Source organism: Microbacterium sp. AG238, from assembly GCF_003610405.1.
In the GTDB taxonomy this organism is placed as follows: Bacteria; Actinomycetota; Actinomycetes; order Actinomycetales; family Microbacteriaceae; genus Microbacterium.
Map to the genome: position 1 here is coordinate 1,203,572 of NZ_RAQC01000001.1, position 26,434 is coordinate 1,230,005.

Genomic DNA, 26,434 nt, shown 5'->3' on the forward strand with positions numbered 1-26,434 from the left:
GATGCGGGAGGTCATCCCTTCACCGCGCCCTGCGTGAGGCCGGACACGATCCGGCGCTGGAAGATGACGACGACCACGACGATCGGGATCGTCACGATGATGGCGGCGGCCGAGATCGCGCCCGTGGGCTGTTCGAACTGCGACGCGCCCGTGAAGAACGACAGAGCCGCGGGCACGGGGCGCGCCGCACTCGTCGAGGTGAGCGAGATGCCGTAGACGAAGTCGTTCCAGGCGATGAAGAACGCGATGATCGCCGTCGTGAACACGCCGGGAGCCGCCAGCGGCACGACCGTCTTGCGGAACGCCTCGAACGGCGTCGCACCGTCGACCTGCGCCGCCTGCTCGAGTTCCCACGGGATCTGGCGGAAGAACGCCGCGAGCGTCCAGATCGCGATCGGCAGCGTCAGCGACAGATACGGGATGATGAGGCCGAGCCACGTGTCGTAGAGCCCGATCACCCGCCACAGATTGAACAGCGGGGTCACGATCGAGACGATCGGGAAGACCGACACCGCGAGCGCGGTCACGAGGATGATGCGTTTGCCGCGGAACTCCAGCCGCGCGATCGCGTAGGCGCAGAGCGTCGCGAGCACGACGGCGACGAAGGTCGCGATGAGCGAGATGCCGACCGAGTTGCGCAGCGCCGGCAGGAACAGGTCTTGAGCACCGCCGCCGGGGGCGAGGATCTCGGTGTAGTTCTCGAGGGTCCATTCCTGCGGAAGCAGGGTCCCCGAGAACAGACCCGACGGCGTTTTGAACGACGTCATGAGAATCGAGAACACGGGGAACAGCGACCACACGAGCACGGCGATGATGATCGCTGCCCATCCGATCCGCTGCGGCCAGGTGAGGGTGCGCATCAGGAGTCCCGTCCCGTCGCCAGGTCGACTTTGAATCCCTTGATGAAGATCGCCGCGATGATCAGGACGCTGAGGAACAGCAGCACCGAGATCGCCGACCCGAGACCGATCTCGAGGCGCCCGATCGAGGTGTTGTACGCCAGCAGCGACAGCGCCTCGGTATCGTTCGCGCCGCCGGTCATGATGTAGATGTTGTCGAAGATGCGGAACGCTTCGAGCGTGCGGAAGAGCACCGCCACCATGATGGCGGCCTTCATGTTCGGCAGGATGACGCGACGCATGACCTCCCACCCCGTGGCCCCGTCGACCTTCGCGGCCTCCTCGAGCTCGCCCGGGACCTGTGCGAGGCCCGACAGCAGCAGCAGCGAGATGAACGGCGTCGTCTTCCACACCTCCGAGAAGATGATCACGACGAGCGACGTGCCCTGCTCGGCGAACCAGTTGAGTTCGGGATCGAACCCCGGGATCCAGCTCAGCCAGTTGTTGACGTAGCCGCCCGAGTTGATGTCGAACGCGTAGAACCAGGCGAAAGCCGCGACGACCGTGATGATGCCGTAGGGCACGAGGATGGCGGTGCGCGCGAGACCGCGCAGCTTCTTGATCGCCCGGTGCATCACGAGCGCGAGGAGGAAGCCGAGGATGAGCTCGAGCAGCACGGTGACGACCGTGATGAAGAGCGTCACCCCCATCGACCGCCAGAACGCGGGGTCGCTGAGGACGACCCGGTAGTTCTCGAACAGGACGAACGACCGCTCGTCGGGGGCCGTGAGCCGCAGGCTGAACAGCGAGTCGAAGAGCGCTTGGCCGATCGGATACATCGTGACCAGCAGCATGATGACGAATGCCGGACCAGCCAGCATCCAGCCCAGTCGTCCCTCGGCGCGCGCTCGCGCGGAGCGGCGGGGCCGCGGCACCGGGGCCTCGCGCGTGCTCACAGCAGACGCTCCCCTCGCAGAACGGCGAGGATGAACTCGCTCGACGTTCGCGGGGTCGTCTCGGGGTCGACGGCGGCCGGCGGATGCCAGGTGCGCTGGAGCCCGATGGAGATCTCGTTGTAGTACGGCGTCTGCGGTCTCGGCACGCCCAGGTCGAGCGATTCGCGGATGGTGTCGGCCATCGGGAACTCCTCCTGCACGCGAGGATCGTCGTAGGCGGCGGCGTTGGACGGCGGGTTGCCGTCCGTGACGAAGTACTCCGACTGGTTCTCGGGCTGGACGATGCACTCGACGGCCTGCCAGGCGAGGTCGGGGTTCTTGCTGAAGGCGCCGACGCCGAGGTTGATGCCGCCCACGGGAGGTGCAGCCGGCGTGTCGGCATCGACGCGCGGGTACACCGCCCAACCCAGGTCATCGGCGATGGCGGGGTCGGCGCCGGTCATCGCCGGCCAGACGAACGGCCAGTTGACCATGAACGACCCCTGCTCACCCTGGAACAGGTTCATGTTCGCGTTCTCGTCGGCGGTCGGGAGCCCTGAGCCGCCGAGCCCCTCGGCTCCGATGCGGTGGATGATGTCCGCGGCGGCGCGGCCGGCGTCGCTGTCGAGCCCCAGCTCGAGCTCGTCGGCCGGGGCCTCGGGGTTCTTCAGGATCTCGCCGCCGGCCGACGCGACGAGAGCGTTGATCCACACGGTGAGCGACTCGGCCAGCGCGCCCTGAACACCCAGCCGCAGATCCTGCTCCTCGGCGACGGCGATGATGTCGTCCCACGTGACCGGCTGCGACATGTCGAGACCGGCCGCGTCGACCACCGACTGCCGATACCAGAGCAGCTGCGTGTTGGCCCAGAACGGAACGGTCACCAGCTCGCCACCCCAGCTCGCGGAGTCGATGGCTCCCTGGACGATGCCGTCGGTGTTCTGGAGCTCCTCGGGAACGTCGTCGAGGAACCCAGGCTCGGCGAGCTCCGGGATGAACGGCGGATCGAGGCTCATGATGTCGAGCGAGGCGTCGCCCGCAGCGAGGCGGCGAGCCAGCTGCTCACGCTGCGACGCGGCGTCGCGCGGCAGCAGCGACGTCTCGATGCGATAGGCACCTTCCGCGGCATCCGTGCAGGCTGCGGCGATGCGCGCCTGCCCACCGTCGTCGGGGTTGATGTACCAGGTGAGCGTGGGCACACCATCATCGGGGGCGCAGGCGCCGAGCGTCGCAGCGAGTGCGACCACCGATGCGGCTGCCAGGACCCGGGTCGTGCGCATCGGGCCTCCTCGTTCCGTATCGTCGCGTCCCGGCGCGCTCACGGCACCGGGCGTTCCCCCATCATGGCGTCGGAGGAACGCTGCGACCACGGGTTGCCCAACCCGATGCGCTGTAGTACATCGGGCGGTCCGGCCAAGCGATCAGGCCTCGGCTACCGGGCTCTCGATCTCGGCTGGATCGTCGCCGTCGAAGGCACGCGACTTCGTCTCGAGGAAGGCGCAGAGCGTCGAGACCATCGCGAGCTCGGTCGACAGGGCGAGGGCGCCGCCCGCGCCGAGGCGCAGCTCGGTCTCGCGCGCCTCGAACGTGATGCGCCACGTGTTGCCGCCGGGAACGTCGGGTTCGATGTAGGTGACGGTCTGCGCGTTCATCATGTTGATCGCGACGAGTCCGGTGTCACGACCGAGGCTGCCGTCCTGCGGGATCACCTTCACAGCGAGCGAGTACCCGAACCGCTGGAACTCCTCGATCCACGCGTCGAGAGTCTGCTTGCTCCGAAAAGTCATCGCCCTGTCCTCACTCGCCACGCGAGATGGAGACCATCTCGTCGCGATCGACGACCTTCACCCGCGCGCGCTCGGCGGGCGCCCCGAGCGCGATCTCGTGCTCGTCGAGCCGGTGCCAGCCGTCGAGGTCTGTCCACGCCACACCGCGCTCGGTCAGCAGGTCGAGCACCCCCTGTTCGGACGGATCGGCCGGCTGCCACCATGAGCCCTGGTCGTTGATGACGTGGCGGACGGTCTCCATGGCGTCGGACTTCGTATGACCGATGAGTCCCACGGGCCCGCGCTTGATCCAACCCGTGGCGTAGACGCCGGGCACGCGCTCGTTCGAGTCCTCGTGGAGCACCTGTCCCTCGTGGTTCGGGATGACGCCGTGCGTGGCGTCGAAGGGTACGCCCGGCAGCGGCGAACCGAAGTAGCCCACCGCGCGGTAGAGGCCCTGGAGCGCGACCTCGCGCAGCTCACCGGTGCCTTCGACCCCGCCCTGCCCGTCGGGGCGTGTCCGCTCGTAGACGAGGGCGGCCACGCGGCCGGCGGCATCCTTCTTGACCTCGACGGGCTTGGCGTAGAAGTGCAGGTGCAGGCGGCGCGAGGCCTCTCCCCCGGTGCCGTTGACGCTCGGGCGCTGCCGCCACGACTGCAGCACCCGGTCGATGACCATCACCTGCTTGTTCGATGCGATCGCCGCCTTCGACGCCTCGTCGTAGTCGAAGTCCTCGTCGTAGACGACGAGGTCGACGTCGCGCAGGTCGCCGAGCTCACGCAGCTCGAGCGGGGTGAACTTCACCTGGGCGGGTCCGCGGCGTCCGAAGATGTGGACGTCGGTCACGGCCGACGAACGGAGCCCCTGATAGACGTTGGCGGGAATCTCGGTGACGAGGAGGTCGTCGGCGTGCTTGGCGAGCACGCGAGCGACGTCGAGCGCGACGTTGCCGTTGCCGATGACGCCGACGGAGGCGGCATCCAACGGCCACTCGCGCGGGAAGTCGGGGTGGCCGTCGTACCAGCTGACGAAGTCGGCGGCGCCGTATGAGCCGTCGGCGTCGATGCCGGGGATGTCGAGCGCGGCGTCGCGGACGGCCCCGGTGGCGAAGATGACCGCGTTGTAGTGGTGCTTGAGGTCGTCGAGCGTGATGTCCTCGCCGAAGCGCACGTTGCCGAACAGACGGATGTCGCCGCTGTCGATCACGTCGCGGAGTGCGTTGATGATGCCCTTGATGCGCGGGTGGTCGGGCGCCACGCCGTAACGGACGAGCCCGTAGGGCGCAGGCAGGTGGTCGAACAGGTCGATCGAGACGTCGAACTTGCGCTCGGCCTTCAGCAGCAGATCCGCGGCGTAGATGCCGGCGGGCCCGGCTCCGACGATGGCCAGCCTCAGCTTGGTCATGGATGTTCCTCGTTCCTGGTCGCACCCGGGCGCGGGCGCAGCGGGGGTCTGTGTCAGCTGGCGCGGTCGACGACGACCTCGGCGAACCGGGTCAGTGCGTCGCGCACGGCGCCGGAGGGCAGCGGCGCGAGAGCCGCGACGGCGTCATCGGCCCATTTCTCGGCGAGCCGCCGTGTCTGCGCCGTCACATCGTGGTCGCGCAGACGGGCGAGCGGCTCGTCGAGGATCGCGGGATCCGCACCCTCTGCGATCTCGGTGACACCGCGGTCGATCGTGGCGGCGAGCTCGCGGGAGGCGTCGTCGCCGGCGCGGGTCAGCAGCAGATAGGGCATCGTCGGCACCCCGGCGCGCAGGTCGGTTCCCGGTACCTTGCCGGTCGCCTCGGGGTCGGCCGAGAGGTCGATGACGTCATCGAGCAATTGGAAGGCGACGCCGGCCTTCTCGCCGAACGCGAGCAGCGGCTCGGCGAGCTCTTCGGGTCCGCCCGAGAAGAGCACGCCCACCTGGGCCGCAGCGGCGATGAGCGAGCCGGTCTTGTCGGCGAGCACCTGGATGTAGAACTCGACAGGGTCGTCGTCGGGCTGTGCGCCGATGGTCTCGTGCATCTGTCCGAGCACCAGACGCTCGAAGGTATCGGCCTGCACGCGGATCGCTCGCTCGCCGATGCGCGCCATCAGCTGGCTCGCCCGCGAGAAGAGGAGGTCACCGGTGAGGATCGCGACGTTGTTCCCCCACACCTCGTGCGCACTGGGGACGCCGCGCCGCTTGTCGGCACCGTCCATGACGTCGTCGTGGTAGAGCGAACCGAGGTGCGTCAGCTCGAGCGCGGCGGCGCCGGCGATGACGTCCTCGGTCGCACCGTTGCCGAGCTGAGCGGTCAGCAGCGCCAGCATGGGCCGCAGCCGCTTGCCGCCGGCTTCGTACAGGTAGCGCGTCTTGGCGTCGACCAGCGCGTCGCTGACGGTGAGCTCATCGCCGAGGCGTGTCTCGACGCGCTCGAGCCCGGCTTCCACGGTCGCGAGCAGCTTGCGGGTGCGGGGTCCGGCGAAGATGCGCTCGGTCATCCCGAGGTGCTTCGCCAGCCGCGGCGCGGATGGGCTCGATGTCACGGCTCCAGCCTACCGGCCGGGCGACGACGCCGATCCGCGCCGGCCGGTTCAGACGGCGGGCTTGACAGCGCGGTGCAGCGCGACGATGCCGAACGACAGATCGCGGTGCGCGACCTCGTCCCAGCCGGCCTCGCGGATCCATCCGGCGAGGGTGCGCTGGTCGGGCCAGTCGCGGATCGACTCGTTGAGGTAGTCGTACGCCTCGGCGTTGGAGCTCACCAGGCGCGCCACCCGAGGCAGGACCCGGTCGCTGTAGAACCGGTAGAGCCCGGCGAAGGCGCGGGACGGCGGCTGCGAGAACTCGCTGATGAGCAGGCGGCCACCGGGCTTGGTGACGCGCAGCATCTCGGCGAGCGCCTTCTTCGGCTCGTTGACGTTGCGGAGGCCGAACGAGATGGTGACGACGTCGAACTCGGCATCCTCGAAGGGCAGGTTCGTGGCATCCGCTTCGACGAACGACAGATTCGGGATGCCGCCGCCCGGCGCCTGCGCACCGTACCGGCGGACGCCCTCGGCGATCATGCCCGGTGAGAAGTCTGCAGCAACGACCTCGGCGCCGCTGCGGGCGAGCGAGACCGAGCTCGCTCCCGTTCCTGCGGCGAGGTCGAGGATGCGCTCCCCCGGCTTCGGGTCGATCGCGCGCGTGGCCGCGATGCGCCAGAGGCGGTCCTGGCCGAGGCTGAGGACGTCGTTGGTGCGGTCGTAGGCGCCGGCCACCTGGTCGAACATGCCGCTCACGCGCGACGGATCCTTGCCGAGGTCGGCGCGGTTGGGCTCGCTGGTCACGGTTCGAGTCTAGGTGCGGCGGTGCCCCGCGAGCCCCGCTCCGCGAGGTCCCACTTCGGCCGGGTATGAGCCGGTGTTTCCCGGCCGAAGTGGGACCTCGCGGGGGTGAGACGGGGGTGAGACGGGGGTGAGACGGGGGTGAGACGGGGGTGAGACGGGGGTCAGGGGGCGGGGAGGGAGGCCAGGATGCCGAGCCAGTGGGCGGCGGTGGCTTCGTCGAAGGGCGGACGGTGCGCGGTGACGGCGGCCTCGAGATCGACCGCGAGGGCCTCGAGGTCGGCGACGATCTCGAGCGGGTAGCCGTAGGCGACACGGTGCTCGTCCCACTCGTCGCGGTCGTCGATCCAGATGCCGCGGGTGGCGGAGTCGACGACATCCAGGTCCATGTCGATCGCGGTGGGCTCGCCGCCCTCGTCCCACCGGGCGTCCCAGGCGATGTCGATGTAGACGCGGGTCGGATGCGGCGGGGCGTTCATCGTGAGGACCCATTCACCGACGGGCGGAAGGAGCATGACACCGGGATGCGTCGCGACGAAGTCGCGCCCGGGCCGGCTGCTGCGGTCGCCCGGACGCTGGCCGAACCAGTCGCCGTGCTCGTCGCTGCCGAGGTACGTGCAGGCGTGCACCCAGTGGGTTCCGCCGTTCCACTTGCGCCAGCGGAAGGTCACCGGAGTTCCCGGCTCGGGGCGGAGCATCACGCGCCGAGTCTAGGCTGGTCGGGTGAACGATTCTGCGCCCGCCGCCCGGCTGCGCGTGGTCACTCGCGAGATCGAGGCACCCGACGAGCTGCTGGTCTTCGCCGACCCGCACGACCCGACGGTGTGGTCGCGCCGGGGCGACATCCTCGTGGGGCGCGGCACCGCCGCGGCCTTCGATTCAGCCGAGGCGAACCCCGGTCCCCGCGAGGCCGCCGACTGGTGGCGCCGAACGGTCGCCGTCGCTGAGATCGATGATCCGGTCGGGCTGCCCGGTTCCGGCCTCGTCGCGTTCGGCGCCCTGCCGTTCGATCCTCGTCCCGACGACCGCGCCGACGCGTCGACACCGGGTCTGCACTTCGCCGTGCCCCGGGTCATCGTGGGTCGTCGCGGGTCGCGCGCGTGGGTGACGTCGATCACCGCGGATGGTTCGGATCCCACCGCTGCCCTGCCCGCGACGATCGGCTTCGGCCCGCACTGGTCGGCGACGACCGGTCCCGGCGCGCTGACTCCGGACGGATATCAGGAGATCGTGCGCGCCGGCGTCGACGCGATCACCGGCGGAAACCTGCAGAAGGTCGTCCTCGCCCGCGATCTCGCGGGGACCGTACCCCCGCACGCCGACCTCCGGCGTCTCGTCCGCGCCCTGTCGTCGGCGTATCCCGACACATGGGCGTTCGCCGTCGACGGTCTCATCGGGGCGAGCCCCGAGACCCTCGTCACCGTTTCGGGCGGTACCGTCACCGCGCGCGTGCTCGCGGGAACGATCGCCCGTGGCGCCGACGCCGACGCCGACACGGCGGCATCCCTGTCGCTGGCGACCAGCACGAAGGACCTCGACGAGCACGGATATGCGGTGCGCAGCGTCCTCGACGCGCTCCGTCCGTCGACCTCGTCGCTGGTCGCCGGAGAACAGCCGTTCATGCTCAAGCTGCCGAACGTCTGGCACCTCGCCACCGACGTCGAGGGGGAGCTCGCCGGGGATGCCTCGGCCCTCGACCTCGTCGCAGTGCTGCACCCCACCGCCGCCGTCGCGGGAACGCCGACGCCGACCGCGCTCGACGAGATCCGCCGCCTCGAGCCGTTCAGCCGGGGGCGATATGCCGGACCCGTCGGATGGATCGACGCGCACGGTGACGGCGAGTGGGCCATCGCGTTGCGGTGCGCGCAGTTCCGTCCGGGCGACCGCGCCGACGACGGCGTCTCGATGCCCTTCACCGCGTACGCCGGTGCGGGCATCGTGGGTGCGAGCGACCCGGAGTCGGAGATGCTCGAGACGCGGGTGAAGTTCCGCCCGATCATCGACGCGCTCGCTTGAGCCACGTGCAGCCTCGTCGGCTCAGCGGGCGAGCGGAACCTCGATGAGCTGACGTCCGCCGACGGGCGAGGTGAGCACCTGATCGAGCGCCGAGCGCGTCGTGACGCGTCGATACTCCCAGCCGTACGCGAGCGCGAGCTGCTCGAGCCGCGCCTCGTGCGGTGTGAAGAGCACCCGGTCCGCGGCTTCCGGCGGTGCGGTGCCGGCGACCTCGAGCCCGTCGAAGATCGTCCCGCCGCCGTCGTTGCCGACGATGACCTGGATCCGAGGCTCATCCTCGGAGCCGGGGAGCAGCAGCGAGCCGACGTCGTGCAGCAGCGACAGGTCGCCCGTGAGCACGCGGGTGACGCCCGCCCGGGCGTCGTCCTGGCTCGCCACAGCGATGCCCATGCCGGTCGCGATGATGCCGTCGATGCCAGCGAGACCACGGTTGGCGTGCACCGGCACCTTCTTGCCGCCGAGCACCGTGTCGGCCACGCGGACGAGCCTCGACGAGGCGAAGAGCAGACGATCGTGCGGCCAGCTCGCACGCCAGACGGCGTCGACGAGCGACTCGCGGTCGAGCGGAGCCTTGAGGACGGCCATCTCGGCCGAGATGGCGCCGAGTCGCTCCTGCGGCACCGCCGACGCGAGCCCATCGGCATCGGGGGCCGCGGGGCTCAGGTCGACGGCCTCCTCGCGTGACGCCCGCATCCAGGCACCCAGCCAGTCCCGGTCGGTCTCGCCGGTCGCGACCGACACTGCGGAGACCGCGGTCGTCGTGCCGTTGAGGTTGAGATCCTCGCCCGGGCCGCGCACGGCCCAGACCTCGATATCCGTTCGCGAGAGCAGCGCGGCCACTTCACGGCTGAGGGTCGGATGCCCGAACACCACGACCCGTTCGACCTCCGAGGCGAGCTCGGCGCGGGCGAGGACCGCTCGGTACCCGTGCACGAGATGGCGCCCGAAGCGCGCTCCGCTGACGACCTCGGCGATGAGCGGCCAGCCCCCCGCGTGCGCCAGGTCCTCCGCAGCCGGACCGGCGTCGGCGCCCGCGACGACGAGCGTGTTCGGACCGCGGGTGAGTTCCACCGGCTCAAGGGGCGTCGCGGGCTCCGCCTGTCCGATCCCGCCGCCACCCTGATAGTGGGCACCCGAGACGGTGGCGTCGGCCGCCTCGTCGGCGTCCGTGCCCGCGGCAGCCGCGGCGAGCGCCGACGCGGTGTCGGCGTCGGTGTCGGTGTCGGTGTCGATCAGCCACGGCGGGAGCGCACCGGACAGCGGGTTGCGGTACGGCAGGTTGAGGTGCACCGGGCCGGCAGGATGCGATCGATCGCCGCGCGTCGCCGCGAGCGCCTCGACGGCGAGCGCAGCGATCTCGGCCGACTGCGCCGCGGTGGGTTCGTCGTCGACGGTCTCCGGTGTCACGGCGTCGACCTCGAGCCGGACGAAACCCGAGAACATCCCCGGCTGCCGCGTGGCCTGATTGGCTCCGATACCTCGCAGTTCGGGCGGCCGGTCGGCGGTCAGCAGCAGCAGCGGAACCCCGGAGTGGTGTGCTTCGAGCACCGCGGGCATCAGATTGGCCACGGCCGTTCCCGACGTGCACACGACAGCTGCCGGCATCCGCGTCTCTCGTCCGATGCCGAGAGCGGTGAACCCGGCGACGCGCTCGTCGATGCGGACGTGCAGACGCACGAGACCCCGCCGCTCCAGTTCCGCCGCCACGAGAGCGAGCGCCTGAGACCGCGATCCCGGGCTCAGGACGATGTGGCGCACTCCCCCGGCGACGAGTGCGCCCAGAAGCGCCGCTGCGGCGTCGGTCGCGGGCGCCCGGTCCGGCGGCGTGGGAGCGTGTCGGGCTCCGCCCATGTCAGGCCCGCGGGCCGCGTGAACCGGCCGGTCCCTCAGCATCGTCGTCGCTCTGCGACGACCGAGTCGGTGGGGTGTCACGCGGGTCGTCGGCCTCGGCGTCGAGTGCCGCGAGCTCCTCCTCGAGACGGCGGATGCGCTCGTCCTGGTCGCGCGTCGATCCGAGGCTCCCGAGGAAGTCGGGGTCGTCGTCCGGCGCGCGGCGGGCAGGAGCGCTCGCACGACGGCGGGCTCGTCCCACGACGAACCAGAGGATGCCGCCCAGCACGGGCAGCAGGACCACGATGAGGATCCAGACCGGCTTGCTGACGCCGCGGTGACGCGTGGCGTCTTGCAGGGCGCAATCGACGATGCTGTACACCCAGAAGGCGAGTGCCAGCAGCACACCGATGAGCAGGAGCCGCGCCATCCTCCCATCCTAGGCGTCCGACAGGCCACTCGGCCCGGACGTAGAATGGCCGGATGAATGCCCGCTCGGCCGTCGTCTACTCGGTGCTGCGGCTCCTCGCCTTCCTGATCCCGTTCGGCATCATGATGCTGTTCCCGATCATGCGCGAGTACTACTGGCTCTCGGCGATCTTCGCCGCCCTCATCGGCTTGAGCCTGTCGATGATCTTCCTGCGGCGACCGCTCGACGACGTCGCCTCGGGCCTCGCGGAACGGCGCACGCGTCGCTCCGGCGCCCAGGCCGACGCCGACGCCGAAGACGCCGCGTCCTGACGCGGGCTCGCGCCGAGGTCAGCCGACGAAGGCCCAGAGCAGGAAAGCGCCGTACGCGACCGAGGTCAACGACGTCAGCGCGAGCGCGACGACCAGCTCGCGCGGCTGGCGGTACGTCCACACGATGAGGATCGCCGACAGGGCGGGCAGGAGCGCGAACAGGCTGAGCCAGGCGATCGGGTAGACCAGCGCGAGCAGGACGGCGATCGCGAACGGCGCCAGCACGAACAGGGTGAACACGACGCGTGTCGCCGTCGCCCCGATCAGCACACTGAGGGTGCGCTTGCCCGCGATCCGGTCCTGATCGATGTCGCGGAGATTGTTGGCCAGCAGCACGGCGCACGCGAGCAGACCCGCACCCACCGCGCCGAGCCAGCTCTCCTGCGGCACCGATCCCGCCTGGACGAAGGTGGTGCCCACGGTGGCGACCAGTCCGAAGAAGACGAAGACGAACACTTCGCCCAGACCCGCGTAACCGTACGGACGCTTGCCACCGGTGTAGAACCACGCGGCGACGACGCAGGCCGCCCCGATCAGCAGCATCCACCAGTGCCCCGTCCGCACGACGATCGCGATGCCGGCGACGGCCGCGAGTCCGAAGAACGCCAGGGCGACGATCAGCACGGTACGGGGGCGCGCGAGCCTGCCCCCGGTCAGGCGGGCAGGGCCGACACGCACGTCGTCCGTGCCGCGGATGCCGTCGCTGTAGTCATTGGCGTAGTTGACGCCGATCTGCAGCGCGACGGCGACGACGAGGCAGCACAGCGCGATGACCCCATGCAGTTGCCGGTCGACGAGCATCGCCGCTCCGGTGCCGATGAGGACCGGGGTGATCGCGAGCGGCAGCGTGCGCAGGCGCGCCGCACCGATCCAGTCGCGAGCCGTGGCCTTGCGCGGCGGCGGAGCCGAGACGAGGCCGCGCTTGGCGGGGTTGCCGCCGCGCTGCGCGGGACGGGACGACTTCGGGGAGCGAGACGAACGAGCCACGAGGGATCATCCTAGATCGCGAGCATGCGACGCACCGCCGCGCGGTCGGGTTTGCCGCTCGCGAGTACGGGCATGCGATCGACAGCGACGACGCGCGCTGGGCGTGCGGGCTTGCCGAGCCGGTCGCCGACCGCCACCCGGAGCTCGCTGAGCAGCGCCGACTCGTCGACGCCGATCTCGGCGAGCGCCGCGTTCTCGGCGACGACGGCAGACGACTGCCCCCATCGCTCGTCGGGGATCGCGACGACCACCGCCGACGCGAGCCCCGCGTGCTCCCGGACGACGGCCTCGACCCGGTCGAGCGAGATGTTGACGCCTCCGGAGATGATGACGTTGTCGATGCGACCCGTGACCCGCAGCACGTGCCCGTCGAACTCGCCGGCGTCGCCGGTGCGGTACCAGCGCACACCGTCGTCGACGATGAAGGATGCCGCCGTGCGGCCCGGCTCGCCGAGGTAGCCGTCGGCGAGCATCGGGCCCGAGAGCTGCACCTCGCCGGTGACGATCCGCACCCCCACTCCATCGAGCGGGACGCCGTCGTAGACGCAACCGCCGCTCGTCTCCGTCGAGCCGTAGGTGCGCACGATGCGCGCCCCCAGCCGCGCGGCCCGCTCGCGCTGCGGCAGCGGGAGCGCCTGTCCGCCCACGAGGATCGCCTCGTAGGCCCGCAGAGCGTCGGCGACGGCGGCATCCGTCTCGGCCGCATCGAGCAGGTCGGCGAGCTGGGTGGGGACCAGCGAGGTGAACATCGCCGCACGCTCCCCGCCGATGCTCGAGTACATCGACGCGGTGACCGCGGCGAACGCGGCGGGAGAGAACGACCCCGCGAGGACGGCCGGCTCGTGACCCGCGAGCAGACTGCGGACCATCACCTGCAGCCCCGCCACGTACCCGGGCGAGAGGGCGAGGAGCCAGCGCCCCTCGCCGATGCGGGCCGCGGTCGAGGTGGCGCTGGCGATGAGGGCCGAACGGCTGAGCACGACGCTCTTGGGCACCCCCGTCGACCCCGACGTCGTCACGACGGCGACGGTTCCGGGCGGAGCCTGCGCCGGGGCGCTCGGGCCGGCGGGTACACCGAGGGCGAGGGCCGGCCCGGCACCGTCGAGGGTCTGCCGGAGAGCCCGGAGCACCTCGCGGGGCTCCGATGCGACGGAGACGAGATCGACCGACATATCAGAGGCGAGTCGTCTCAGAAGTGGTACGGGTAGGGCGACCAGTCGGGGTCGCGCTTCTGCAGGAAGGCGTCACGTCCCTCGACGGCCTCGTCGGTGCCGTAGGCGAGACGGGTCGCCTCGCCCGCGAACACCTGCTGGCCGACCATCCCGTCGTCGATCGCGTTGAAGGCGAACTTCAGCATGCGGATCGCGGTGGGCGACTTGCCGAGGATCGTGCGGGCCATCGCGATCGCCTCCCGTTCGAGCTCGGCGTGCGGGACGACACGGTTGACCGCGCCCATCTCGTAGGCGCGCTGGGCGGAGTACTCCTCCGCGAGGAAGAACACCTCGCGGGCGATCTTCTGCCCCACCTGGCGCGCCATGTACGCCGAGCCGTAACCGGCGTCGAACGACCCGACATCCGCGTCGGTCTGCTTGAACCGGCCGTGCTCGGCCGAGGCGATGGAGAGGTCGCACACGATGTGCAGCGAATGCCCGCCGCCGGCCGCCCATCCCGGGATGACCGCGATGACGACCTTCGGCATGAACCGGATGAGGCGCTGCACCTCGAGGATATGGAGGCGTCCGGCGCGCGCCGGGTCGGCGACGGCGGTCTCGTCGTCGCTGTACTTGTAGCCGTCGCGGCCGCGGATGCGCTGGTCGCCGCCCGAGCAGAACGCCCAGCCGCCGTCCTTCGCGCTGGGTCCGTTGCCGGTGAGCAGCACGACGCCGATGCGCGGGTCCTGGCGCGCGGTGTCGAGCGCGCGGTACAGCTCGTCGACCGTGTGCGGGCGGAAGGCGTTGCGCACCTCGGGACGATCGAACGCGATGCGCGCGATACGCCCGTCGTTCGAGACGTGAGCGGTGATGTCTGTGTACGCGTCGGCCCCCGGGGCGAGCGACCATTCCGCGGGATCGAACAGTTCCGAGACCATGCCGCCAGCCTATGCCGCGGTGGGAGGATGAACGCGTGGACCCCGCCCTGCCCCTCCCCTCTCTGACCGAGCTGCTCGAGCGAGCGCACGTCGTCGCGCTGCCGCTGACGACGCGTTTCCGCGGTGTCGACGTGCGAGAGGCCTTGCTGCTCGAGGGGCCCGAGGGCTGGACGGAGTTCTCGCCGTTCACCGAGTACGACGACGACGAGGCCGCGACCTGGCTGGCTGCCGCCATCGAGTTCGGCTGGACCGCGATGCCCGCGCCGATCCGCGAGCGTGTCGCCGTCAACGCCACCGTTCCCGCCGTCGCGGCCGAGCGCGTCGCCGAGGTGCTCTCGCGGTACGACGGATGCCGCACAGTGAAGGTCAAGGTCGCGGAGCGCGGCCAGGTGCTCGCCGACGACGTGGCCCGCGTGCGGGCAGTGCGCGAGGCGCTCGGCCCCGAGGGGCGCGTGCGGATCGACGCGAACGGCGCGTGGAATCTCGACGAGGCCGAGCACGCGCTCCACGCCCTGGCGGAGTTCGATCTGGAGTACGTCGAGCAGCCCTGCGCCACGGTCGACGAGCTGGCGGAACTGCGCCGCCGCGTGGGCTACATGGGGATTCCCGTCGCCGCCGACGAGAGCGTGCGCAAAGCCGCCGACCCGCTGGCGGTGGCACGGGCCGGCGCCGCCGACCTGCTCGTCATCAAGGCGCAGCCGCTCGGAGGCGTGAGACGTGCGCTCGCGATCGTCGCGGAGGCGGGACTTCCCGCGGTGGTCTCGAGCGCCCTCGACACGAGCGTCGGCCTGTCGATGGGGGTCGCCCTGGCGGCGGCTCTGCCCAAGCTCGACTTCGACTGCGGGCTGGGAACGGCCTCGCTGTTCGCCGCCGACGTCGCAAGCCCCGCCCTGCGTCCGGTCTCGGGTGAGCTCGCGACCGGGCGGGTCGCGGTCGACCGGGATGCCGTCACCGCACTCGCCCCGTCAGCGGACCGGCAGCAGTGGTGGCGTGAGCGCCTCGAGCGGTGCCACGCCGTGCTCGCGCGACAGCGCTGACCTCAGGTCGCATCGGCCTCGGGTCGCACGGGCCTCAGGCGTCGAGAAGGGCGGTCGCGAGCTGCCCGATCCGCTCGTGGAGCAACCGCGTCGTCTCGGCTTCGCCCAGGCCCTCGATCGCCGCTCGTTCGCACGTCGCGTCGGCGAGATCGACCATGAGCTGCGCGACCTCCGTCGTCGGCAAGCGAAACCGCAGCTCGTAGACCTTCCGGATGTCGTCGACGATCACCCGGACGCGCTCGATGATGCCGTCCTGGAGGCGCAGGTACGCCTCGGCCATCCGCTCGTCGCGGAGTGCCTGCGCCCGCAGCTCCGACACCAGCCGGGGCTCCATGCCCGCGAGCGAGACGCCGACGACTTCCGGGACGAGCGAGGACGGGTCGGGCGCTGCGGTGCGGTCGAGAGCACGAACCCGGTCGGCGACGAGGTCGAGCTTCTCGCTGGATGAGCGCTCGACCAGGGCGAGGAAGAGCTCGCCCTTCGAGTCGAAGTTCGAGTAGAACGCGCCACGCGAGAACCCGGCGCGGTCGCACACCGCTTCGACGGAGGCGGCGTCTAGACCGACCTCGGCGAAGACCTCGGCGGCGGCGTCGAGCAACCGGGCGCGCGTGTTCTCGCGGCTTCGGGTGGCCGGGCGGGCCTCGGCATCCATGGTGCTCCTCGTGTTTCACACCGATCGTCCAGCCTGACCGATGAGGGATGACCCTAGGATACATTGGTGTATCGGATACAGCGCTGTATCGAACAACCATGACGATCGATCAGACCTGGAGCGCCCGTGTCCACACTCCTGTTCACCCTCGGACGCTGGTCGTTCCGTCACCCGTGGCGGGTGCTCGTCTCCTGGCTGCTGATCCTCGTGATCGCCGGCGGCGGCGCCGCCCTGTTGAACAAGGGCACCGACAACTCCTTCTCGATCCCGGGAACCGAGGCGCAGGAGGGGCTGGAGCTGCTGAACCGCACGTTCCCCCAGGCGAGCGGCACGAGTGCTCAGCTCGTCATCGTCGCCCCCGAGGGCCAGAGCGTTCGTGACGACCCGTTCGCCACCGAGGTCGCCGACACCGTGACCGCGTTCGGCGACCTCGGCGACGATGTCCTCGCCGTGACCGACCCGTTCGACCAGACGGTCTCGGGGCTGGTCTCGGAGGACGACCGGGCCGCTATCGTCCGCGTGCAGTTCGACGGCGAGGCGACCTCGGTCAGCGGCGAGACGAAAGACGCGCTCACCGCGGTGGCCGACCGGATGCGCGCCGATCTGCCCGCGGGCACGCAGATCGCGCTCGGCGGCGATCTGTTCTCGACATCGATCCCGGCACTGTCGATCGTCGAGGTGATCGGCGTGCTCGTGGCCCTGTTCGTCCTCATCGTCACCTTCCGCTCGTTCGCCGTCTCGTGGTTCCCGCTGGTCAGCGCTCTCATCGGTGTCGCGCTGGCGACGGCGATGATCTTCGTCGCGACGCAGTTCGCCTCGGTGTCGTCGACGACGCCTCTGCTGTCGGTCATGCTGGGTCTCGCCGTCGGAATCGACTACTCGCTCTTCATCGCCGCGCGTCACCAGGACCAGGTGCGCGCGGGCATGGATCCCGAGGAGTCGGCCGCACGCTCCACCGGCACCGCGGGATCGTCGGTCGCCTTCGCCGGTATCACGGTGCTCATCGCGTTGATCGGTCTCAGCTTCGCCGGCATCCCCTTCCTCACGACGATGGGCATCGCGGCAGCGGTCGCCGTCGCGATCGCCGTCGTCGTCGCCGTCACCCTCACCCCCGCTCTCCTCGGATTCGCCGGAGCGCGGGTCGCCGGCTGGCCCCGCCGGGCGAAGCGGTCGCGCAAGCGTCCTGCAACGCCCCGTCGATCGTTCTCGGAGCGCTGGGTGCGCGGCGTCACGCGGCATCCGCTCGTCACGACGATCGCGGTCGTGGTGGGTCTCGGCATCGTCGCGATCCCGTCGGCCAGCCTCACCCTCGCCCTCCCCAACGCGGGCGTCCAGCCGCCCTCGAGCGAGGCCCGGCAGGCATACGACCTCACCGCCGAACACTTCGGTCCCGGCGCGAACGGCCCGCTCATCATGACGGGCACCATCGTCACCTCGAACGACCCCTTGACCCTGATGCAGGACATCGGCGACGACATCGCGACGATCCCCGGCGTGAAGGAGGTGGCGCTCGCGACACCCAACGAGACCGCCGACACCGGTCTCGTCCAGATCGTTCCCGAGACCGCACCCGACTCGCCCGAGACCGCCGACCTGGTGCGCGAGCTGCGCGCCCAGCACGACCGTCTGCTCGACGAGTACGGCGTCGACCTGAAGGTCACCGGGTTCACGGCTGTCGGCATCGACATCTCCGACCGGCTCGGCGAAGCACTGCTTCCCTTCGGCGTCTTCGTCGTCGGGCTCTCCCTCATCCTCCTGACGATCGTGTTCCGATCGATCTGGGTTCCGATCAAGGCCGCCCTCGGCTACCTGCTGTCGGTGCTCGCCGCGTTCGGCGTCGTCGCCGCGGTCTTCGAGTGGGGCTGGTTCGCCGACCTGTTGCACGTCACCCGCGAGGGACCTGTCATCAGCTTCATGCCGATCATCCTGATGGGCGTCCTGTTCGGCCTCGCGATGGACTACGAGGTGTTCCTCGTCTCGCGGATGCGCGAGGACTACGTCCACGCCCGCCGTGACCGCGGTGGCCGCGCCGACCGCCTCACCGCCGTCCGGGCCGTTCGCTCCGGATTCACCTCGTCGGCACGCGTCGTGACGGCGGCGGCGGTCATCATGTTCGCCGTGTTCGCGGCGTTCGTCCCCGAAGGCGACTCGTCGATCAAGCCCATCGCTCTGGGGCTCGCAGTCGGCATCGCCGTCGACGCCTTCCTCATCCGTATGACGCTCGTGCCGGCCGTCATGGCCCTCCTCGGCGAGAAAGCGTGGTGGATGCCGCGCTGGCTCGACCGCATCCTGCCCCACTTCGACATCGAGGGCGAGGCCGTCGAGCGCGAGCTGTCGCTGCGCGAATGGCCCGAGCGCAACACCTCGGCGGCCCTGGTCGGAGAAGGGGTCGCCGTCCACGCCGACGACGATGGCCGGATCGCGGTCTTCACCGACGCGACCTTCCGCGTCGAGCCGGGCGAATCGCTCGTCGTCTCGCACCCCGATCCGCGGGTCGGCCGCGCCTTCGCCCTCGCCGTCTCCGGGCGTCTCCGCGTCGACGGCGGACTGCTCCGCGTCGGCGGCCACCTGCTGCCGGAGCGGGCGCCGTGGGTCCGCTCGCACGTCGGCCTCGCGCTGCTCGACGACGCGACCGACCCGGTCGCCGAGCTCCGTCGCGCCACCGCCGGCGGTGCGACGATCGTGGTCGTCGACGGTCTCGACGCCCTCGCCGGCGCCGACCGCGACCAGGCCGCGGCGGTGCTCCGCGACGCGGCATCCGATCTCGACGACCGCCACGCGGGGGCCGGCGCGCTCACCGTCGTGGCTGTCGTCCGGCGCGAGCTCGGCGTCCTCGACATCCTCGCCGAAGCGCATCGCGCGACACCCCACTCCCTCCCCCTGCACGGCGGTGCATCCGCGGCGTCCGCGTCCGAACCGTCACACCCGAACACCGAGGTGATCTCGTCATGACCCTGCCCATCGAGCGCGCCCGCTCGCGCAAGCCCATCACCTGGCTGACGATCGTCGGCGTCATCCTGCTGCCCGTCCTCATCGGCGGCGTGTTGGTCGCCGCGCTCTACAACCCCGTCGAACGGCTCGACAACATGCGCGCGGCCATCGTGAACGACGATCAGGCCGTCGAGATCAACGGCCAGCTCGCGCCGCTCGGCCGGCAGCTGACTGCGGGCCTCGTCGCCGGCTCCGACGAGGTTCCGAGCAACCTCGACTGGGTCATCTCCAACGACGAGGACGCGCGGACCGGGCTCGCCGACGGCACGTACGACGCCGTCGTGACCATTCCGAGCGGGTTCTCTGCAGCAGCCACATCGACCGCTCCCGGGGGAACTCCGGAGAAGGCCACGATCCGCGTCGACACCGCCCCCGACAGTCTCGTCGTCGACGACGCGATCACGGCACAGATCACACAGGCCGCCACATCGCTCATGGGCTCGCAGCTCTCGACGGTGTACCTCGAGAACGTCTTCCTCGGCTTCACGACCCTGGGAGACCAGCTCGGGGATGCCGCCTCGGGAGCGCATCAGCTCGCCGACGGCGGTCGGCAGGCGGCCGACGGTGCGACCCAGCTCGCCGATGGCGCCGGTCAGCTGGCGAGCGGCGCTGGGACCCTCTCGGACGGAGTCGGTCAGCTCGCAACCGGCGCCTCGCAACTCTCCGACGGCGCCGCGGCGACTCAGACCGGGCTCACCACGTGGGCGCGGGGCGCACGTACGCTCGCCGGCGGCACCAATGAGTTCGCCACGCAGCTCTCGCAGTCGCTGAACGGACTCAGCGTTCCCGAGATCCCCGCCGAAGCGGTCGCCGGCGCGCAATACCTCGCCGAGAACTCCGACCGTATCGCCAGCGGTGTGACGCAGGCCGCCGACGAGCTGGCCGCAGTGTCGGCGAGCTGCGAGGCCGATGGCGGGTCGGCGCAGGTCTGCGACGCGCTCCGCTCCGTCTCCGCCCGCACGCAGACCGCACTGCCGGAGGTCACCGGAGTGATCGGCCAGTCGGGCCAGATCGCCGGACAGGTCTCGGGCCTCGCTGCATCCGCTCCCGAGCTGATCGCAGGCTTGCAGCAGGCCGCGGGCGCGGCGACACAGCTCGCGAACGGCATGACCGAGCTCGCCGACGGCGCCGACGCGCTCGCTACCGGAGGCGGCCAGCTCGCTTCCGGCGCCTCGGCACTGGCCGACGGTGCCGTGTCCGCCGCCGATGGCGCCGCGCAGCTCTCGTCCGGGGCGGGCGAGCTGTCCGGAGGCGCGACCGACCTCGCGTCGGGCGTCGGCACGCTCGCCGATGGCACCGGCACCCTCGCCGACGGCCTCGACACCGCGACCGCGGCGCTGCCCTCGTACACCGACCAGCAGGCGACCGACCTCGCCAGCGTGGTCGCTGCACCGGTCGCCGCCGAAGGCCTGGGATCCGAGCTGTTCGGCGCCTCGGCGATCCCGCTCCTCACGGGCCTCGCCCTCTGGCTCGGCGCGATCGGTTCGTTCGTCGCGCTGCAGGCGGTCCCCCGCGGCGCGCTGACCTCGCGCCGCCCCTCGTTCCTGCTGACCCTGCGAGCATTCGCTCCGGCCGCCGTGGTCGGGCTCGTGCAGGGTGTGCTCGTGGCCGTCGTCGTGCAGCTCGCTGCGTCGTACGACCCATGGACCTGGGCCGCATTCGCCGGGCTCTCCGCCCTCGCCGGCGTCGCCTTCGCCGCGGTGAACCAGGCGCTCGTCGCCCTGCTCGGCGGAGCCGGCCGGTGGGTCGCAGCGGGCGTCGCTGTGCTGGCGGTGGCCACGGGAGTCGTCTCGACCGTGCCGGGAGTGCTCTCGCAGATCGCGGGATTGCTGCCGACGGCATCCGCCTATCAGGGCCTGCTCGCGGTGCTCACCTCGGCCGGAGGTGCCGGAGCCGCGATCGCGGGACTGCTCGTGTGGACGGCGATCTCACTCGTGGTCACGGTGATCGTCACGGCGCGTGCGCGCACGACCTCGGTGCGCGCCGTGCTCCAGCCCGCGACCGCCTGACTCCGTACAGCTCCGCCCCCGCCTCCACGTTGAGGCGGGGGCGGAGCTGTACGGGCGACGCGGGCGAATAGCCCGCCGGGTCTTCAGCCGACAGGTCACGCCCCGACGACGTCAGGCCTCGGTGGGCAGATCACGTCCGCTCGCACGCCGGGACCGGGCACCTCCTGCCAACCGAAGCGATGTCCCCGCACCACGACGTGCCTCGGTTGGCAGATCACGCCCGCTCGCACGCCGGGAACGGGCACCTCCTGCCAATCCAACCGGGCGCAAGCTCAGCGAGGGGTCAGCTCAGGCCGCTGTACGCGTGGAGGCCCTTGAAGAACTGGTTGACGATGATGAAGTTGAACAGCACCGCCGAGAAGCCGACGATCGAGAGCCAGGCACTGCGGGTGCCGCGCCAGCCGCGGGTCGCGCGAGCGTGGATGTACCCGGCGTAGAGCACCCAGATGACGAAGGTCCACACTTCCTTCGTGTCGAAGCCCCAGTACCGGCCCCACGCGTCGTTGGCCCAGATGGAGCCCGCGATGAGGGTGAAGGTCCAGAAGATGAAGCCGATGATCGCGAAGCGGTAAGCAAGCGACTCGAGGGCGTCGGCACTCGGCAGGGTGCGAAGGAACCGCGCGCCATCGCGCCGGGGCGCGGATGCCGCGGATGCCGTCTCACCGTCTTCGCCGCTGACCCGGGCGAGAGCACGCCCCTCGCGTCGCGCCTGCATGAGCTGCACGATCGACAGGGCGAACGCCAGCGCGAAGAACGCCGACGCCAACGACGCCACGAAGACGTGGATGACGAGCCAGATCGACTTCAGCGGGTCGGCGAGAGGCACCACCGCGACGTGGAAGTTGATGACCGAACCACCGAGCAGGACGACCGCGAGCCCGGTGATGAAGGTACCGAGGAAGCGGAGGTCGTATCGGAAGAGCACCACGAGATAGACCATGACGACCAGGAGCAGACCGGTCAGGGCGAACTCGTACATGTTCGACCACGGCACACGCTCGGCGGCGATGCCGCGCAGCACGGTCGCCCCCAGGTGGAACAGGAATCCGATCCAGGTCAGGGTCGTGCCCATGCGCGCCCAGAGCAGACGCGGGCGGTCTGCGGGCCGAGCGTTGAGGGCGAGCTCCGCCTGCGCCTCCGCAGCGCGGATCTCGCCGATCGTCTGAGCGCCGCCTGCGGCGACGAGGGCGGGCGCAGCGGCCGCCGCCGGAACCGTGTCCTTCGTCTTCAGCGCGAGGTCGGACCGGCGCGCCAGATCGACCGCGTAGGCGATGAAGGCCAGCGCGTACACAGCCACCGCTGTCCATACGAGCAGGACCGAAATGGCATCCAGCGACAGATCTTCGGGCATGATCCTCAGTTTACGTCGGGCGCTTGCGCGGGGGCGGGGCGGGGACGACGGGGACGCTCGGCCTCCGGCGGCAGCTCGACCTCGTCACGCCCGAGGGCGGCGAGGTGGCTGCGCGAGATGTCGGCGACCGCCTGGGCGATCGCGGGATCCTCGCCGCGGGCGAGGCCGGCGTACTCCAGGCGGATCGCACCGTCGACGGGAGTCGCCTTGACCCACAGGCGCCGACGCGGCACGAAGAGCCCCGCGAGCAGGCCCAGGGTGGCGAGGATCGCGAACACGAGCACGAACGGCGCCCCCACGTCGCGGTGGATCGACAGCGAGACGTAACGCTTCACCGCTTCGTCGGCACCCGACGCCCGCTGGTCCTCGAACGTCACGGTGCCGCGGCCGCCGGGCAGGTCGACCGTCTGACCGGGCTCGAGCTCGAGCGACGCGACCCCCGAGTCGCCGCCGGCGATCTGCTCCATACCGGTCGGGTCGAGCGTGTAGACCGAGCGCGGCGTTCCGTCGTCGATGCCGAGGTCCCCCTCGTACACGCGGAAGGTCACGAGCGGGTTGGTGAGGTCGCCGTAGGCGGAGGCGATGGCCCCCGACTCGAGTGTCGCCGCCGTCGGGTAGAAGAACCCGGCGAGTCCGAGCTGCTGCGGCATCCCATCGGCGATCTTGACGACGCCGATCGAGGTCATGTTGTTGTCCTGCGGCAGGAACGGCACGTCTTCGCTGAAGACGACCTCGCCCGCGGCGTCGCGGACGGTGATCGTGGGGGCGTACCCGTTGCCCATCAGGTAGATGCGGTCGCCCTCGATCCCGTACGGATGATTCACCCGCACCTCGCCGTCCCGCGGCTCCTGCCCGGGCTCGGCCACCGTGAGATGGGCGAGGAAGTCGCCTGCCATACCGTGGCCCGGTCCCCCCGTGAACGGACCGTACGAGACGTCGAACTCGTCGAGGGTCAGCGAGTACGGCGGCATCTGGTCGGTGTCGACGAACCGACCCGGGTTGAACGAGGTGTAGCCCAGACCGAGCGAGTTGACGAACGTGTCGCCCTCGACGATGACGGTCTGGCCCGTGTAGGTCAGGCCCCCGCCGACGCCGACCGAGATCAGCACGCCCACGAGTGCACCGTGGAAGACGAGGTTGCCCGTCTCACGCAGATAGCCGCGCTCGGCCGAGACCGACGCGGTCTGGCCCGAGTCGTACCGCTCGACGCGGTAGCCCGACTTGCGCAGCTGCCGCTGGGCTTCGTCGATGGCGGCGGAGGCGACGGCCGCGGCATCCTCGTCGTCGCGCAGGGAGACGCCGACCGTGCGGTGATCCGCCAGCCGCGACAGGCGGGCGGGAGTGCGCGGCGGACGCGACCTCATCGCCTGCCAGTGGTGCTTCGTCCGCGGGATGACGCACCCGACGAGCGAGACGAACAGCAGGATGTAGATCGCCGAGAACCACACGGACGTGTACACGTCGAACAGCTGCAGCGCGTCGAGGATCGGATACAGGTCGGGGTTGTCGGTGCGCCACTGGGTGACGCCGTTGGGGTCGGCGCCGCGCTGCGGCACGATCGACCCCGGGATGGCGGCGATCGCCAGCAGGAGCAGCAGCACGAGCGCCGTGCGCATGCTCGTCAGCTGACGCCAGCCCCACCGCAGCCATCCGACGACGCCGAGCTGGGGCTGCGTGATCGGGCGGTCGCCGTCGGCCCCGCTGTCGAGAGGGGCGTCGGAGTGGTCGCCCGGTCGCAGCGGCGCCGAGGGATCGGCCTGGTCAGAGGAAGGTCGGGACACCGGCCACCACTCCTTGGAAGACGGACATGATCGTGGTCCAGACGCCGGTGACCATCAGCACGCCGAGAACGACCAGCAACGCACCGCCGGCGATGTTCACGACGCGGATGTGCCGGCGCACGAACGCCACGGAGCGGGTGGCCCAGCTCGCGCCGAGCGCGAGAAGCACGAAGGGGATGCCGAGGCCGAGCGAGTACGCGACCGCGAGAACCCCCGCACGGGCGGGGTCGGCCTGGCTGAGCGCGATCGAGAGGATCGCGGCGAGGGTCGGACCGATGCACGGCGCCCAGCCGATGCCCATCGCGATGCCGAGCAGCGGGGCTCCGGCGAGACCGAGGTTCTGTCGCAGCTGCGGCCGGTAGATGCGCTGCGCGAAGCCGAACATCCCGACGAAGACGAGGCCGAGCACGATCACCACGGCGCCGAGCACGCGGGTGATGACGTCCTGGTACTCGAAGAAGACCCGGCCGATGGTGCCCGCGAAGACGCCCATCGCCAGGAAGACGACGGTGAATCCCGCGATGAAGAGCCCGACGCCGAGGAGGAGTCGTCCGCGGCCGGGGCCGGGGCCGGAGGGGACGGTCGCCTTCGCCACCGTCGGAGAATCCGTCGAAACGCGGACCGATCCGCCCGCATCCTCCGACGTTCGCGAGATCCTCCGATTCCCGTCGCGGCCGGCCGCACCGGCGGCGGGCTCACGCGGCGTGACCGCGCTGCCGAGGAAACCGAGGTAGCCGGGCACGAGGGGCAGGACGCACGGCGAGAGGAACGAGACGAGGCCCGCGAGCACGGCGATAGGCACCGCGAGCCACAGGGCTCCGCCGAAGACGATCTCGCCCGGGTTCACGACGATCCCGCGCCGGCGCCCGCCTTCGCGGCGTCCTCGACCAGAGTGCGGAGGATGCCGGCATCCCGAAGCTGCCCGACGATCCGCGCGGCGACCCGGCCCTCGGTGTCGAGCACGAGCGTCGTGGGGGCGGCCTGGACCGACGCGGATGCCGCGAGCGCCAGCTTGAGCTCGCCGTCGCCCTGCATGAGCAGCGAGGGGTAGCCGATGCCGTAGTTCTGCTCGAAGGCCGCAGCCTGCTCGGGCCCGTCGTAGATGTTGATGCCGAGGAAGTCGGCGCCGACGGCCTGCGTGTCGGTGTAGACCTCCTGGAGCAGCGGCGCCTCGGCGCGGCACGGCCCGCACTGGGCGTACCAGAAGTTCAGGACGAGAGGCTTTCCGGCGTAGTCGGCGCTCGAGACCGTCGAGCCGTCGACGGCCGTTCCCGTGAACTCGATCGGGGCGCCCCGTTCGGCCTCCGGGATCTCGGTCGTCGTGCCGTCACCTGAGATGAAGCCCTTGTTGTCACCGTCGCGGTACTGCCCGGCGAGGTCGTCGTTCGGGCTCGAGCAGGCGGCGAGCCCAGCCGCGAGTCCGAGGGCGAGGGCGGCGGCCATGAGGCGACGCTTCATCAGACGGCTCCTACATCGACGGCGCCCGCGGTCGATGCGGGCTCGGCATATGCGACCTCGCGCCACGCGGCGCGCTCTCCCCCGTCGCCGAGCTCGAAGCTCGTGACGCTCGAGAGGGCGCACCGACGTCGGCGCGGGTCGTGGCGCAGGGGTTCACCCGCGATCGCGAGGTGGGTGATCCAGATGGGCAGCTGGTGCGAGACGATCACGACGTCGCCCGCATCGCTCGCATGCCATGCGTCGCGCATCGCAGCGTCCATGCGCGCCACGATCTCGATGTACGGCTCACCCCAGCTGGGGGTCGCCGGCGTGCGCAGGTGCCGCCAGTTCAAGGGATTGACGAGCGCGTGGCGCATGCGCCGGCCCTCGAAGACGTTGTGCGGCTCGATGACCCGCTCGTCGATGACGGGGTCGAGGCCGAAGAGTTCGGTGAAGGGTTCGGACGATTCGCGGGTGCGCTGCAGCGGAGATGACATCAGCGCGGCGACCGGGCGGTCCAGCGACGCGACGTACTCGGCGGCGGAGCGGGCCATACGACGGCCGTCCTCGCTCAACCCGAAGTGCGGCAGCCGTCCGTAGAGCACGCGCCGGGGGTTGTGGACCTCACCGTGGCGCACGAGGTGGAGACGGGCTGCGGGCACGGTCTCCAGTCTAC

At 70.8% G+C, this 26,434-nt stretch carries 24 protein-coding genes; 5 read left to right on the top strand and 19 right to left on the bottom strand.

Annotation, left to right across the window (positions count from 1 at the left end; translation table 11 throughout):
• Positions 1 to 11: 11 nt before the first annotated feature.
• From DEU36_RS05720 to DEU36_RS05755, 8 genes are all read right to left on the bottom strand, one after another.
• On the bottom strand, positions 12 to 860 hold the full coding sequence (locus DEU36_RS05720) for a carbohydrate ABC transporter permease (protein ID WP_094262209.1): 849 nt from the start codon (positions 858 to 860) through the stop codon (positions 12 to 14).
• Positions 860 to 1,795: a carbohydrate ABC transporter permease gene (locus DEU36_RS05725; RefSeq protein WP_120263305.1), complete on the bottom strand. Its 936-nt coding sequence runs from the start codon at positions 1,793 to 1,795 to the stop codon at positions 860 to 862. The genes DEU36_RS05720 and DEU36_RS05725 overlap by 1 nt, the downstream gene beginning before the upstream one ends.
• Positions 1,792 to 3,054 (bottom strand): extracellular solute-binding protein, encoded by a 1,263-nt coding sequence (locus DEU36_RS05730; protein ID WP_120263306.1) that lies wholly within the window; start codon positions 3,052 to 3,054, stop codon positions 1,792 to 1,794. The genes DEU36_RS05725 and DEU36_RS05730 overlap by 4 nt, the downstream gene beginning before the upstream one ends.
• A 141-nt stretch (positions 3,055 to 3,195) precedes the next feature.
• Positions 3,196 to 3,561: a hypothetical protein gene (locus tag DEU36_RS05735; protein WP_120263307.1), complete on the bottom strand. Its 366-nt coding sequence runs from the start codon at positions 3,559 to 3,561 to the stop codon at positions 3,196 to 3,198.
• Positions 3,562 to 3,571: 10 nt separating this feature from the next.
• Positions 3,572 to 4,945 (bottom strand): FAD-dependent oxidoreductase, encoded by a 1,374-nt coding sequence (locus DEU36_RS05740; protein WP_120263308.1) that lies wholly within the window; start codon positions 4,943 to 4,945, stop codon positions 3,572 to 3,574.
• A 53-nt stretch (positions 4,946 to 4,998) separates the two neighbouring features.
• Positions 4,999 to 6,009 (bottom strand): polyprenyl synthetase family protein, encoded by a 1,011-nt coding sequence (locus tag DEU36_RS05745; protein WP_120263309.1) that lies wholly within the window; start codon positions 6,007 to 6,009, stop codon positions 4,999 to 5,001.
• A gap of 93 nt (positions 6,010 to 6,102) precedes the next feature.
• Entirely contained in the window at positions 6,103 to 6,840 is a 738-nt protein-coding gene (gene ubiE, locus DEU36_RS05750; protein ID WP_120263310.1) for a bifunctional demethylmenaquinone methyltransferase/2-methoxy-6-polyprenyl-1,4-benzoquinol methylase UbiE, read from the bottom strand.
• Positions 6,841 to 7,001: 161 nt separating this feature from the next.
• Positions 7,002 to 7,535, bottom strand: a complete 534-nt coding sequence (locus DEU36_RS05755) for a DUF402 domain-containing protein (RefSeq protein ID WP_310790737.1) — start codon at positions 7,533 to 7,535, stop codon at positions 7,002 to 7,004.
• Between the two features lie 25 nt (positions 7,536 to 7,560).
• Between DEU36_RS05755 and DEU36_RS05760 the strand changes: the two genes are divergently transcribed.
• Complete coding sequence (locus DEU36_RS05760) at positions 7,561 to 8,853, top strand: isochorismate synthase MenF (protein ID WP_120263312.1); 1,293 nt, start codon at positions 7,561 to 7,563, stop codon at positions 8,851 to 8,853.
• 21 nt (positions 8,854 to 8,874) lie between these two features.
• On the opposite strand, the gene menD is transcribed toward DEU36_RS05760, so the two are convergent.
• Together menD and DEU36_RS05770 are read right to left on the bottom strand one after the other, a co-directional pair.
• Positions 8,875 to 10,704 (bottom strand): 2-succinyl-5-enolpyruvyl-6-hydroxy-3-cyclohexene-1-carboxylic-acid synthase, encoded by a 1,830-nt coding sequence (menD, locus tag DEU36_RS05765; RefSeq protein ID WP_120263313.1) that lies wholly within the window; start codon positions 10,702 to 10,704, stop codon positions 8,875 to 8,877.
• A 1-nt stretch (position 10,705) separates the two neighbouring features.
• Positions 10,706 to 11,113 carry a PLD nuclease N-terminal domain-containing protein gene (locus tag DEU36_RS05770; RefSeq protein WP_120263314.1) on the bottom strand — a complete coding sequence of 136 codons (408 nt, stop codon included), beginning with the start codon at positions 11,111 to 11,113 and terminating at the stop codon, positions 10,706 to 10,708.
• Between the two features lie 53 nt (positions 11,114 to 11,166).
• Here DEU36_RS05770 and DEU36_RS05775 point away from each other — a divergent pair, with 53 nt between their 5' ends.
• Complete coding sequence (locus tag DEU36_RS05775) at positions 11,167 to 11,424, top strand: DUF4229 domain-containing protein (RefSeq protein ID WP_120263315.1); 258 nt, start codon at positions 11,167 to 11,169, stop codon at positions 11,422 to 11,424.
• 18 nt (positions 11,425 to 11,442) lie between these two features.
• On the opposite strand, the gene DEU36_RS05780 is transcribed toward DEU36_RS05775, so the two are convergent.
• The 3 genes from DEU36_RS05780 to DEU36_RS05790 are packed head-to-tail and all read right to left on the bottom strand — an operon-like array spanning position 11,443 to position 14,500.
• On the bottom strand, positions 11,443 to 12,411 hold the full coding sequence (locus DEU36_RS05780) for a 1,4-dihydroxy-2-naphthoate polyprenyltransferase (protein WP_120263316.1): 969 nt from the start codon (positions 12,409 to 12,411) through the stop codon (positions 11,443 to 11,445).
• A gap of 11 nt (positions 12,412 to 12,422) precedes the next feature.
• Positions 12,423 to 13,583 (bottom strand): AMP-binding protein, encoded by a 1,161-nt coding sequence (locus tag DEU36_RS05785; RefSeq protein ID WP_120263317.1) that lies wholly within the window; start codon positions 13,581 to 13,583, stop codon positions 12,423 to 12,425.
• 17 nt (positions 13,584 to 13,600) lie between these two features.
• Positions 13,601 to 14,500 (bottom strand): 1,4-dihydroxy-2-naphthoyl-CoA synthase, encoded by a 900-nt coding sequence (locus DEU36_RS05790; RefSeq protein WP_120263318.1) that lies wholly within the window; start codon positions 14,498 to 14,500, stop codon positions 13,601 to 13,603.
• 47 nt (positions 14,501 to 14,547) lie between these two features.
• Here DEU36_RS05790 and DEU36_RS05795 point away from each other — a divergent pair, with 47 nt between their 5' ends.
• Positions 14,548 to 15,537, top strand: a complete 990-nt coding sequence (locus DEU36_RS05795) for an o-succinylbenzoate synthase (protein WP_120264384.1) — start codon at positions 14,548 to 14,550, stop codon at positions 15,535 to 15,537.
• A 34-nt stretch (positions 15,538 to 15,571) separates the two neighbouring features.
• On the opposite strand, the gene DEU36_RS05800 is transcribed toward DEU36_RS05795, so the two are convergent.
• Complete coding sequence (locus tag DEU36_RS05800; protein ID WP_120263319.1) at positions 15,572 to 16,189, bottom strand: TetR/AcrR family transcriptional regulator; 618 nt, start codon at positions 16,187 to 16,189, stop codon at positions 15,572 to 15,574.
• 126 nt (positions 16,190 to 16,315) lie between these two features.
• Here DEU36_RS05800 and DEU36_RS05805 point away from each other — a divergent pair, with 126 nt between their 5' ends.
• On the top strand, positions 16,316 to 19,141 hold the full coding sequence (locus DEU36_RS05805; RefSeq protein ID WP_120263320.1) for an MMPL family transporter: 2,826 nt from the start codon (positions 16,316 to 16,318) through the stop codon (positions 19,139 to 19,141).
• A complete protein-coding gene (locus tag DEU36_RS05810) occupies positions 19,138 to 21,189 on the top strand; it encodes a YhgE/Pip family protein (protein ID WP_120263321.1) in 2,052 nt (683 codons plus the stop codon). Before DEU36_RS05805 ends, DEU36_RS05810 begins: the two co-directional genes overlap by 4 nt.
• Positions 21,190 to 21,472: 283 nt before the next feature.
• Here the strand turns inward: DEU36_RS05810 and ccsB are convergent, their stop codons facing one another.
• Genes ccsB through DEU36_RS05835 form a run of 5 tightly spaced genes read right to left on the bottom strand, consistent with a single transcriptional unit; the run spans position 21,473 to position 26,420 of the window.
• The gene (gene ccsB / locus DEU36_RS05815) at positions 21,473 to 22,540 is read right to left on the bottom strand and encodes a c-type cytochrome biogenesis protein CcsB (protein WP_120263322.1); all 1,068 of its coding nucleotides are present in this window, start codon (positions 22,538 to 22,540) and stop codon (positions 21,473 to 21,475) included.
• Positions 22,541 to 22,545: 5 nt separating this feature from the next.
• Positions 22,546 to 24,321 carry a cytochrome c biogenesis protein ResB gene (locus DEU36_RS05820; protein ID WP_120263323.1) on the bottom strand — a complete coding sequence of 592 codons (1,776 nt, stop codon included), beginning with the start codon at positions 24,319 to 24,321 and terminating at the stop codon, positions 22,546 to 22,548.
• On the bottom strand, positions 24,302 to 25,168 hold the full coding sequence (locus tag DEU36_RS05825; protein WP_120263324.1) for a cytochrome c biogenesis CcdA family protein: 867 nt from the start codon (positions 25,166 to 25,168) through the stop codon (positions 24,302 to 24,304). Before DEU36_RS05825 ends, DEU36_RS05820 begins: the two co-directional genes overlap by 20 nt.
• The gene (locus DEU36_RS05830) at positions 25,165 to 25,779 is read right to left on the bottom strand and encodes a TlpA disulfide reductase family protein (RefSeq protein ID WP_120263325.1); all 615 of its coding nucleotides are present in this window, start codon (positions 25,777 to 25,779) and stop codon (positions 25,165 to 25,167) included. The genes DEU36_RS05825 and DEU36_RS05830 overlap by 4 nt, the downstream gene beginning before the upstream one ends.
• The gene (locus tag DEU36_RS05835; RefSeq protein WP_120263326.1) at positions 25,779 to 26,420 is read right to left on the bottom strand and encodes a histidine phosphatase family protein; all 642 of its coding nucleotides are present in this window, start codon (positions 26,418 to 26,420) and stop codon (positions 25,779 to 25,781) included. The genes DEU36_RS05830 and DEU36_RS05835 overlap by 1 nt, the downstream gene beginning before the upstream one ends.
• Positions 26,421 to 26,434: the final 14 nt, after the last annotated feature.